Consider the following 10,394-nt stretch of genomic DNA (forward strand, 5'->3'; position numbering starts at 1 on the left):
GGTCCGCTTTACTTTCCGGTCGGTCCGGCGTTTTCGGCCCGGTCAGCGTTCTCGGCCGAAGCGGTGTTTTCAGTCGTGTCGGCGTTTTCAGTCGCGTCGGCGCTTCCACCGGCTCCCGTGTTTCCGTCCGTCGGGGACTTACGCGTGAACAGTAGCTCGCCGGTCTCGTCGTCGAACAGGTACACCGCGTCCGCGGGCACGCGGACGCCGACGGTTCGTCCCTCCTCGATCCACTCGGTGCCGGGAAGCGTCAGCGTGACCGACTGGGAGCCGAGGTCGCCGGAGACGTACGTCAGGTCACCGCGCGGCTCGACGACGGTCACGTCGACCTCGAAGTCGGGGTCCGTCTCCGAAAGCTCGACGTCCTCCGGGCGGAACCCGAAGGTGAACCGGTCGCCGTCGGGGACCTCCTCGCGGAGGGCGTCGGTGAGGTGGTAGGTGAACGCGTCGGCGTCGAGCGTCCCCGTCCCGCCGCTGGCGACGTCGATCAGGTTCATCGACGGCGACCCGATGAACGTGGCGACGAACGTGTTGTTCGGGGTGTGATAACACTCCAGTGGGGTACCGAACTGCTGGAGGTTCCCGTGGTTCATCACGGCGATCCGGTCGCCCATCGTCATCGCCTCGGTCTGGTTGTGCGTGACGTACACCGTCGTCACGTCCAGTTCGTTCTGCAGCTCCTGGATCTCCGTCCGCATCTTCGTCCGGAGCTTCGCGTCGAGGTTCGAGAGGGGCTCGTCCATCAGGAACACGGCCGGTTCACGGACGATCGCGCGTCCGAGCGCGACCCGCTGTTGTTGGCCGCCGGACATCTCGTCCGGACGCTTCTCGAGGAGGTCGCCGATCCCCATCGTCTCGGCGACGCGGTCGACGCGCTCGCGGATCTCCGCCTTCGGGAGGTCCGTCCGCATCTTCAAGCCGAAGCCCATGTTCTCACGGGCGGTCATGTGTGGATACAGCGCGTAGTCCTGGAAGACCATGGCGACGTCCCGTTTCCGCGCCGGCAGGTCGGTGACGTCCGCGCCGTCGATCAGGATCTCTCCCGACGTCGGGTCGGTGAGACCGGCGATACAGCGGAGCGTGGTCGACTTCCCGCAGCCCGAGGGGCCGACGACGATGATCATCTCGCCGTCGTCGATGTCGAGCGAGAGATCGTCGACGGCGACGATCGTCCCCTCGTCGGGGTCGGCGTACTCCTTGTACAGGTTCCGTACGGTGAGCCGGCCGCTCATCGTAGGTCGGTTCGCCCCCGCGGTGTTAATCCTTTGGCTTCGGCGAGCGGTCCCGCGCTGACGACAGGCCTAAGTAAGTAGCGGTGAACCCCGAGATAGATGGCGACAGAGGACGGAAACGGCCTGAAACAGCGTGTACTCACCGCGAGAAACCGCCTCGCGGGTTCCCTCTCTCCGTGGCATTGGCTCGCGCCGCTCGGCGCGTTCTACGTCCCGTTCCTCGTCGCGCCGATCGCGACGATCTTCGTGTTGAGCCTCTTTACATGGACGAGCCCGGCGGACTTCCGGTTCGTCGGGTTGGCTCACTATCGTTCGCTCCTCGGCGGCGATATTCTCTACGTCGCGCTCCGAAACACGGCGGCGTACACCCTCGGGAACACCGTCCTGACCGTCGGCGGTGGGCTCGCGCTCGCGCTGATCATTCAGGGGGCATACCGACGCGTTCGGGCGCTCCTCCAGACGGCGTACCTGCTGCCGTACGCGATCATGCCCGTCGGCGTGGGGCTCATCTGGGCGCTGATGTACCACCCGCAGATCGGGGCGGTCAACGAGGTCATCGACACGCTGGGCATCGACGCCAACCCGCTGTGGCTCGGCGACACGGCCCTCGTGTTGCCGGCGATCGTGCTCGCGGGGGCCTGGCAGTCGGTCGGGTTCTACACCGTGATCTGGCTCGTCGGCCTCGCGAGCATCGACCCGACGTACCACGAAGCGGCCCGCATCGACGGCGCGGGGCCGGTTTCGCGGTTCCGGTACATCACCCTGCCCCTGCTGAAACCGATCGGGCTGTTCCTCGTCGTGATCTCGCTTATCACCTCGCTGCGGATCTTCGGGTTGGTGTGGATCATGACGCGGGGCGGTCCCGGCCGCGCCTCGGAGGTGATGGTCACCTGGATGTATCGGACCGCGTTCATCGAGAACAACCTCGGACGGGCCGCCGCGATCGGCGTGATCCTGTTCGGTATCACGCTGGCCGTCTCGTTCGTGTTGATTCGGGCGTTCGGCATCACGGAGGACAGCTAAATGCGACTCACGAAACGACTCGACGCCATGATCGACGCCGGATCCCAGCTGTTCGGCGTGTTCAAACGATTCAAGCAGTTCTTCCTCACCGCGCTCGGCGTCACGTTCGCCGGCATGTTGGCGTTCCCGCTGTACATCATCGTCAGCATGGCGTTGAAGACCTCTCAGGAGTTCTTCAGCGACCCGCTCGGGCTGCCGGAGGCGGTCGACATCGGCAACTTGACGGCGGCGTGGACCGCCGGCGGGTTCGCGACGTACGTGCTCAACAGCGCCATCGTCGTCGGTATCAGCCTCGTCGTGCTCGTCGCCGTCTCCTCGCTGGCGGCGTACGCGCTCGTCGAGTTCGAGATCCCCTGGAAGAACGGGATCCTCGTGGCGATCGTCGCCGGGTTCATGGTGCCGCCGGAGGTGCTCGTCGCCCCGCTGTACACCTTCATGGACACCCTCGGCTGGATCGACACCCACCTGTCGGTGATCGCCGTCTACGTCGCCTTCGGCGTCCCCTTCTCGGTGTTCTTCATCCGGCAGTACTTCACGACGCTCGAGGGGTCGTACGCCGAGGCCGCGCGGCTCGACGGCTGTACGGAACTGCAGGTGTTCTCCCGGATCTACCTCCCGCTGTCGATCCCGGCGATCACGACGGTGACCGTCTTCCAGTTCGTGCTGTACTGGAACGAGTTCCTCTACGCGCTCGTGTTCCTCCCGAGCGACGGGATGCGGACCGCGCCGGCCGGCCTGCTCGCGTTCCAGGGGACCCACGCGACGAACTACACGCTGCTCGCGGCGGGGGTCCTCATCGCGTCGATCCCCGCCGTCATCGTCTTCTTCGTCTTCCGGAACTACTTCATCAAGGGGTTCACGATGGGGCGCGTCTGACCGCGTTTCCGTCGGCTGTGTACCGCGTCTGACCGCGTTTCCGTCGGCTGTGTACCGCGTCTGACCGCGTGTCAGTCGATCGGCACCACTGCTTCGCGGCACCGTCGACCCGAACCGATCACCGTCCGTTCGCGTTGCTCAGTCCTCCCGTCTCACCGTGCTGCCGATCACGAGCGCCGCTCCGATGATCACGAGGTTCTTCACGATGTACTGTCCCTCGACGGTCAGGGCGTACGGGGCGCCGGCGTAGACGACGTCGGGAAGGAGGACGAGCGGGAGGAACGTTCCGGGGAGCTGGAAGAACAGGAGGAGGATCCCGACCCTGATGAGCGGCCGGTACAACAGACAGATCCCGATCAGGACCTCCCAGGCACCGAGCACGGGGACGAACAACTCGGGCGATACGACGTACACCGTCGACGCGACGAGATCCGCCGCCGGCGACACGCCGGCGATCTTCAGCGCCCCGAACCAGATGAAGACGATCCCGACCGCCGCCCGGAGCGTCGGCACCCCCCAGCGGTCCATCACCTCGGCGATTCGGGCGTCGAGCGCGTCGAACCGGACGACGAGATCGGCGGCGACCGCGCGCGGTGGTCGTTCTCGTGACATGGGTCTGTGATCGTCGAGTAGTACGGGGCGAACACGCGAAAACCTTCTTTGCCTCCATCGATCGTGTGATTACCGCGCGTGTCGTCAGGGAACGCGGACCTCACGGACGCCGTCCGTGGATCGACCGCCGTCGTGTCGTGTCGTGTCGTGTCAGCGAACGACCGTCACCGGTATCGACGACTCGTAGACGACGTGCTTCGCGACGCTACCGATCGGGAGCGCCGGATCGCCTCCCTCGCCGCGGCTCGCCATGACGATCTGGTCGACCCCGCGGGCCGCCGCGAACTCGACGATCGCCTCGGGGGCGGGTCCGATCCGGACCGCCGTGGTGACGCTCGCGTTCCCCACCGGTTCGGTGTCGTCTCCCGCCGGTTCGGTGTCGCCCCTTGCTGTGTCCTCGAAGACCGCCGCCGCGTCGTCGAGGATCGCCGCCGCGTCCGCTTCGAGACGGTCGACCCAGCGGCGCAGGTCGTCGAAGGTCTCCACGGTGCGGCTCGCCTCATTGTCGTCGAGCTCGACGGCGTGGAACAACACGACGCGGGCGTCGGGGTACTCCGAACGGGCGTGCCGGACACCCGTCAGCGCGTGGTCGGACCCGTCGACCGGAACCAGGATCGTGCGCTCGTTCATGGCCGATCGGACGGCCCGGGGGCGTATCAATGTCCCCCCGACCGCCGCCTCAGTCCCGGTCGCTCGTCTTGATGTCCGCCGAGAGGCCCTGTGCCATCTCGATCTCCTTGGAGTTGTTCAGCGTCCAGGCGGTCCGATCGGTGACGGCCTCGATGGACTCCCTGGCGGAGGGGTAGCCGTTGCCGGATTTCTTGACGCCGCCGAACGGGAGCTGGACCTCCGCGCCGATACAGGGGAGGTTGCCGTACGCCAACCCGACCTCGGCGCGGTCGCGGTAGTAGTTGATCTGTCGGTAGTCCTCCGAGACGACCGCGCCGGCCAACCCGTAGTCGGTGTCGTTCTGGATCGCGACCGCCTCCTCGATGTCGCCGTCGTACTCCAACAGGGCGACGTGGGGGCCGAACACCTCCTCGTGGGTACAGCGGAGGTCGGCGTGTGCGTCCGCCTCGTAGACGAACGGGCCGATCCAGTGGCCGTCCTCGTGGCCGTCCGGGACCTCGTCGGCGTCGAGCTCCGTGCGGTCGACGAGCACGTTCACGCCCTCGTCGGCGGCGAGCTCGTTGTAGCGAGCGATCTTCTCGTAGTGACCCGGCTCGATGACCGGCCCCATGAACGTCCCGTCGTCGAGCGGATCGCCGACCGAGACGTCCCCGGCGATCTCGACGAACCGCTCCTTGAACTCGTCGTACACGTCGGTGTGGACGATCAGACGCTCGGAGGAGACACAGCGCTGGCCGGTCGTCTTGAACGACGACATCACGGCGGCGTGGACCGCGATGTCGAGGTCGGCGTGCTCGGTGACGACGATCGCGTTCTTCCCGCCCATCTCGCAGGCGACCCGCTTGCCGGGGACGCCGCCGAGCTTCTCTTGGATCTGCTGGCCGACCTCGGCCGAGCCGGTGAACAGGACCGTCGAGACGTCGTCGTTCTCGACGATCGCGTTGCCGACGTCACCGAACCCCTGGACCATGTTGAAGACCCCGTCCGGGAGGCCCGCGTCGGCGAACATCTCGGCGACGACCTGCGCGCACCACGGCGTCTGTTCGGCCGGTTTGAACACGACCGTGTTCCCCTCGACCAGCGCGATGGCCATGTGCCAGTACGGGATGGCGACGGGGAAGTTCCACGGCGTGATACAGCCGGTGACGCCGCGAGGGTTCCGGCGCATGTACGCGTCCTTCGCCGGGATCTCCGAGGGGACGATGTCGCCCTTCGGGTGGCGGGCGTCGCCGGCGGCCCACTCGACCATGTGAGCGGCCTCGACGACGTCCGCCTTCCCCTCGCTGATCTCCTTGCCGCACTCCTTGGTGACGATCTCGCCGAGCTCGTCGGTCCGGTCGCGGATCTCGTGGTAGACGTCCCAGAGGTACTCCGCGCGCTGGATCCGCGAGAGCTCGCGCCACTCCTCGAAGGCGGCGTCCGCGGCCGCGACCGCGCGGTCGACGTCCTCGGGCGTCCCGCGGCGGAACTCGCCGAGCGTCTCGCCGGTCGCGGGGTTCTCGCTCTCGAACGTCTCCGTTCCCTCGCCGTCGACCCATTCGCCGTCGATGTAGTGTCGGTGTGTGTCGACCATACCGATCCCTCTCGCCGCGTCCCCCAAAGAACCTTCCCGACCATGGTCGGGTTCCGCGCCCCGACCCGGAACCGTCATGCCGGCGGCGGCCACAGATCCCCCATGAACGGCGGACCCGTCGGGGGGACGCGGCTCACCCTCGACCTCTGGCACCCGGACTGCTGGGCGATCGAGGCGACCCGCGAGACGGGAGGCGGCATCCTCGCACACGCCGTCTACGGCTCCCCGGCCGGCGACTCCGCGGCCCCGGCGACGGTGAACGGGCTGTTCACCGCCTTCGGCGACTCCGCCGCGGAGGTGGACCGACTGCTCGATCACGTCCGCGCCTCCGACCGAGCGGGGAGGCTCTCGGAGCTACAGCGTCGGTTCGGGCGCGCGCCGAACGCGCCGGGCAAGGACGTTCGCGAGTTCTTCCTCGAGTACGACCCCGCCGACATGGCGTGTCCGGTGCTGCTCGAACACGGCTTCCTCCACAGCGCGCCGGTCCGGATCGAGGACGGCCGCGAGGAGTGGCAGGTGGTGTTCGCCGGCGATCGGAGCCGTGTCGAGGACGCGCTCGGCGGGGTTCGTGAGGAGTGTGGGGCCGAGGTGGACGTGACCGCCGTCGGGAGCGTCGGCGCTGGCGGTGGCGACGAACGCGAACGCCGCCTCGACACGCTCACGCCGACACAACGTGACGTCTTCGAACGGGCCCGGGAGGCGGGCTACTACGAGTGGCCCCGGGAGACGACGACCCGGGACCTCGCGGACGACGTCGGCGTCGCGAAATCGACCCTGTTGGAACACCTCCGGACGGCCGAGTCGAAGCTGCTCGACCCGGAGGAGTGAACGAGCCGTCGGAGAGCGCCCGTCCGGCGACCGATCACCCGGGCGTGTCCTCTCCGCTCGTGGCGGCGTGGTCCTCGCCGTCGGTGCCGGCGGCCGCGTTCGGCCGCGAAGCGCGTTTCTCGAGTTCCCCCTTCAGGCCCGTCGCGTCGAAGTCGTGGTCGGGCCGGATCGCGACGAAGTCGAGGAAGTCGCGCGCGGCGAGCAGGTCCGCGACGTCGTAGTGGACGAGCGCCGCGTCGAGCGTCGCGGCCGCCCCGATCAGCGGCTCCAGCGCCGCCATCGCGCTCGCGAGGTCGTACGAGCGCGCGCCGTCGCGGGCGTCGTCGTTCACGTTGGTCGCGTCGATGAAGTAGAGCTCGTCGTCGAGGATCAACACGTTCTCCGCCCGGAGGTCCCCGTGGGCGAGCCCGGCGTCGTGGACGGTTCGGAGGGTGGCGAACAGCTCGGGGGCGAGTGCGGCCGCCCGCTCGGGGTCGAGGTCACCGAGCGTCCGGAACTCCGGGAGGTACTCGAGGACGACGACCCCGAACCCGCCGACCTCCAGGGCCTCGATCGGTCGCGGGGCGTTGACGCCGATCTCGCGCATCCGCTCGGTCGCCTCCAGCTCGTGGCGGGCCATCTCGTAGGGGGTCTCGTAGCGCTCGAAGAACCCCTCCGTTCCGGCCGAGAACGCGCCGAGGTTCCGCCCCGTCGTGAACAGCGTGTGGACGAGCGTGTTCTGTTTCGTGATCACCTTCACGAACAGGTCGTCGTCGACGACCATCGGCGTCGACAGCCAGTTGTCGGCCTCGAGGAAACGGACCCGCATGCCGTCGCGGTCGTACCGCTCCGCCAGTTCCCGGACGACCCGTTCGAGGTCGGGCCAGTCGACGCGGCCGCGGACGAGTCGGCGGAACTCCATTGCTATCGTCCACGCCCCGGCCACTGATAAATGGATCCGCGACCGGACCGACGGCGATGACGACCCGTTCCGTGCGGCCGTCCGTCCGCCACCCCCGACCCGATCGGTCGCATCGTTTATGTCCGGCGCTCGCAAGTGTTGCCTATGGACTTCGAGCTGCCCGCGGAACACCGCATGATCCGGGACACCGTCAGGGAGTTCTGCGAGGCGGAGATCCGCCCCATCGCCCAGGAGATCGAGGACGAACACCGGTTCCCGGCGGAGGTGTTCGCGGAGCTGGCGGACCTCGACATGATGGGCGTCCCCATCGCCGAGGAGTACGGCGGGCTCGGCGGCGATCAGCTCATGTACGCGCTGGTCACCGAGGAGCTCGGGCGGGTGTCGGGCGGCATCGGCCTCTCGTACGCGGCCCACACGTCGCTCGGCGCGAAGCCGATCGAGGCGTTCGGCACCGACGCTCAGAAGGAGACGTGGCTCCGCCCGCTCGCCTCGGGCGGGGGGATCGGCGCGTGGGCGCTCACGGAGCCGGGCAGCGGTTCGGACGCCTCGAACATGCAGACGACCGCGACGTACGACGCCGACGCCGACGAGTACGTCCTGAACGGCACCAAGCAGTTCATCACGAACGCGAACGTCGCGAACTCGGTGCTGGTGAAGGCCGTCACGGACCGGGACGCCGGCTACGGCGGGATCTCGACGTTCATCGTCGACCCCGAACACGACGACGGCTTCGAGGTGACGACCGTCTGGGAGAAGATGGGGCTCAACAGCTCGCCAACCTGCGAGATCGCGCTCGACGACGTCCGGCTTCCCGCCGACCGGCTCCTGGGCGAGGAGGGCGAAGGGTGGACGCAGACGATGAAGACGCTCGACGGCGGCCGGATCTCGATCGCGGCGCTGTCGGTCGGGCTCGCACAGGGGGCCTACGAGGCCGCAAAGGAGTACGCGGGCGAGCGCGAGCAGTTCGGGCAGCCGATAGCGAAGTTCGACGCGATCCGCGACAAGGTCGTCCACATGTACCGGCAGACGGAGCGGGCCCGGCTGCTCACGCGGAAGGCGGCGACGCGGTACGACGCCGGCCAGCCCGTCACCCGCGCGTCGGCGCTGGCGAAGCTCGACGCCAGCGAGGCCGCCCGCGAGGTCGCCGAGGAGGCGGTCCAGACGCTCGGCGGCTACGGGTACACCACCGACTTCGCGCCCCAGCGCTTCTACCGCGACGCGAAGCTGATGGAGATCGGAGAGGGGACGAGCGAGATCCAACACGTCGTGCTCGGCCGGGAGCTCGGGCTGTAGCCGCTCGCACGAGGAGGAACGCCCCAAAACACCCCGGAACGGCTAGGAGCGCCCTGAACGGCTAGGAGCGCCCGAAACGGCCCGTCTCTTCCTCCGCGATAGTTTATAAGGAATAGCCGTCCGCCCTCACGATCATTTATAACCGACTGCCGTCCGACCGCGGTGGTTTATGAGTCGGCGGTACCGCTCATCACGGAACGCGGAAACCGCGGTCGAACGGCCGCGTTCCCTCCTCAATACAGTGGCGTCAGAACTCGACGAGGTCGTCGTCGACGCCGCGGAGGCTGTCGGCGAGCCGGGAGCCCTCGGGGACGGCGTTTATAAAGGCCGGCGAGCCGAACGGCGCGTCCGCGTTGACCGAGAGGAACCCGAGCTCCGACGGATCCCCGTCGAGGCCGGTGAGGAACGCCACCTTCCGAGCGGCCGGCACGTCGTCGACGCGGGCGTCGACGTCGACGGAGCCGTACAGCGACCGATGGGTCGCGACGTGATGGACACACGTCGGCGTCGGCGCGAACAACAACAGGAAGTGAACCCCCGGCACGGTCCGCGAGAGCTTCGGCCGGATCGCGTGGCGGTCGTCGCCGTAGAAGTACCGCTCCGTCCGTCGGTACTGTCTGAGGACCTCGTTCGCCCCCGTTGCCCGCCGGACCGCGGCGTCGCTTTTGAGCTCGATGACGTGGTCGACCCGCTCGGGCACTCGCGTCCGGACGTAGACGTCGACGAGCCCCCGCCGCCCGTCGGCGTCGTACGGCTCCTCCAGCCGGATCTCGGCGTCGTCGTGGACGGCGTCGTAGTGATCGACCACCCGCGTCGCCAGGTCGTCCTCCCGCATTCGTCGATGCTCCGGCCCGAGTCCGCTTAAAAAGCACGAACCGGACGACGGTCCCGTCTGCCGTCGGGATGGACCGAACCAACGATCGTTACGATCTCGGCGATAGAGACGCTGACGCTACCGGAAGCGACCGATCCGATCACGGGGTTTGTAAGGCTCCGGCCCCTAGGATGGATCGATGTCACACGAACTCTCCAGACGGCGGTACGTGGTCGGTGCCGGAGCGACGATCGCGCTCGGCGCGCTGGCCGGCTGTGCCGGCAACGGGGACGGTGACGACGCTGCAGGCAGCGACGACGCTGCCAATGGCGACGACGCTGTCAACGGCGACGACGCTGTCAACGGCGACGACGCCGGAGGCGAGGAGGTCCCCGCCGAGATCGACGACTACCTGGCGGACGCGCGGCTGTACGACGGGACGGTCGCGGACCACACGGGAACGGGCGAGGTGACGGTGGCGGTCGGTGGAGGACCCGACGGCCTCGCGTTCGACCCGCCGGCGATCCGGGTCGACGCCGGAACGACCGTCGTCTGGGAGTGGACGGGTGCGGGCGGCGCACACAACGTGGAGTCCGACGACGGCTCGGCGAC

The 10,394-nt window shown here is 68.2% G+C and carries 10 protein-coding genes and 1 pseudogene; 5 read left to right on the forward strand and 6 right to left on the reverse strand.

Annotation, left to right across the window (positions count from 1 at the left end):
* Nucleotides 1-8 precede the first annotated feature (8 nt).
* The gene (locus tag GRS48_RS06080; RefSeq protein WP_159484568.1) at nt 9-1,232 is read right to left on the reverse strand and encodes an ABC transporter ATP-binding protein; all 1,224 of its coding nucleotides are present in this window, start codon (nt 1,230-1,232) and stop codon (nt 9-11) included.
* A 99-nt stretch (nt 1,233-1,331) separates the two neighbouring features.
* Here GRS48_RS06080 and GRS48_RS06085 point away from each other — a divergent pair, with 99 nt between their 5' ends.
* Entirely contained in the window at nt 1,332-2,255 is a 924-nt protein-coding gene (locus GRS48_RS06085; protein WP_159484570.1) for a carbohydrate ABC transporter permease, read from the forward strand.
* Nucleotides 2,256-3,131 carry a carbohydrate ABC transporter permease gene (locus GRS48_RS06090; RefSeq protein ID WP_159484572.1) on the forward strand — a complete coding sequence of 292 codons (876 nt, stop codon included), beginning with the start codon at nt 2,256-2,258 and terminating at the stop codon, nt 3,129-3,131. It abuts the gene before it with no gap.
* Nucleotides 3,132-3,269: 138 nt separating this feature from the next.
* Here GRS48_RS06090 and GRS48_RS06095 read toward each other — a convergent pair whose 3' ends face one another.
* The 3 genes from GRS48_RS06095 to GRS48_RS06105 form a co-directional block, all read right to left on the reverse strand.
* Nucleotides 3,270-3,743 carry a hypothetical protein gene (locus GRS48_RS06095; protein ID WP_159484574.1) on the reverse strand — a complete coding sequence of 158 codons (474 nt, stop codon included), beginning with the start codon at nt 3,741-3,743 and terminating at the stop codon, nt 3,270-3,272.
* Nucleotides 3,744-3,893: 150 nt separating this feature from the next.
* Nucleotides 3,894-4,373: a universal stress protein gene (locus GRS48_RS06100; RefSeq protein WP_159484576.1), complete on the reverse strand. Its 480-nt coding sequence runs from the start codon at nt 4,371-4,373 to the stop codon at nt 3,894-3,896.
* Nucleotides 4,374-4,422: 49 nt separating this feature from the next.
* Entirely contained in the window at nt 4,423-5,946 is a 1,524-nt protein-coding gene (locus GRS48_RS06105) for an aldehyde dehydrogenase family protein (protein ID WP_159484578.1), read from the reverse strand.
* 102 nt (nt 5,947-6,048) lie between these two features.
* Here GRS48_RS06105 and GRS48_RS06110 point away from each other — a divergent pair, with 102 nt between their 5' ends.
* Nucleotides 6,049-6,774 carry a helix-turn-helix domain-containing protein gene (locus GRS48_RS06110; protein WP_159484580.1) on the forward strand — a complete coding sequence of 242 codons (726 nt, stop codon included), beginning with the start codon at nt 6,049-6,051 and terminating at the stop codon, nt 6,772-6,774.
* Nucleotides 6,775-6,880: 106 nt separating this feature from the next.
* Here GRS48_RS06110 and GRS48_RS06115 read toward each other — a convergent pair.
* A pseudogene (locus GRS48_RS06115) lies at nt 6,881-7,675 on the reverse strand (RIO1 family regulatory kinase/ATPase); the annotation flags it as partial.
* 144 nt (nt 7,676-7,819) lie between these two features.
* On the opposite strand from GRS48_RS06115, the gene GRS48_RS06120 reads away from it, so the two are divergent.
* Entirely contained in the window at nt 7,820-8,968 is a 1,149-nt protein-coding gene (locus GRS48_RS06120; protein WP_159484584.1) for an acyl-CoA dehydrogenase family protein, read from the forward strand.
* A 247-nt stretch (nt 8,969-9,215) separates the two neighbouring features.
* Here GRS48_RS06120 and GRS48_RS06125 read toward each other — a convergent pair whose 3' ends face one another.
* Nucleotides 9,216-9,803 carry a hypothetical protein gene (locus GRS48_RS06125; RefSeq protein WP_159484586.1) on the reverse strand — a complete coding sequence of 196 codons (588 nt, stop codon included), beginning with the start codon at nt 9,801-9,803 and terminating at the stop codon, nt 9,216-9,218.
* Between the two features lie 178 nt (nt 9,804-9,981).
* Here GRS48_RS06125 and GRS48_RS06130 point away from each other — a divergent pair.
* The coding region (locus GRS48_RS06130) for a plastocyanin/azurin family copper-binding protein (protein WP_159484980.1) at nt 9,982-10,394 on the forward strand (413 nt) is incomplete at its 3' end.

Origin of the sequence: Halorubrum sp. JWXQ-INN 858 (assembly GCF_009806985.1) — an archaeon.
In the GTDB taxonomy this organism is placed as follows: Archaea; Halobacteriota; Halobacteria; order Halobacteriales; family Haloferacaceae; genus Halorubrum.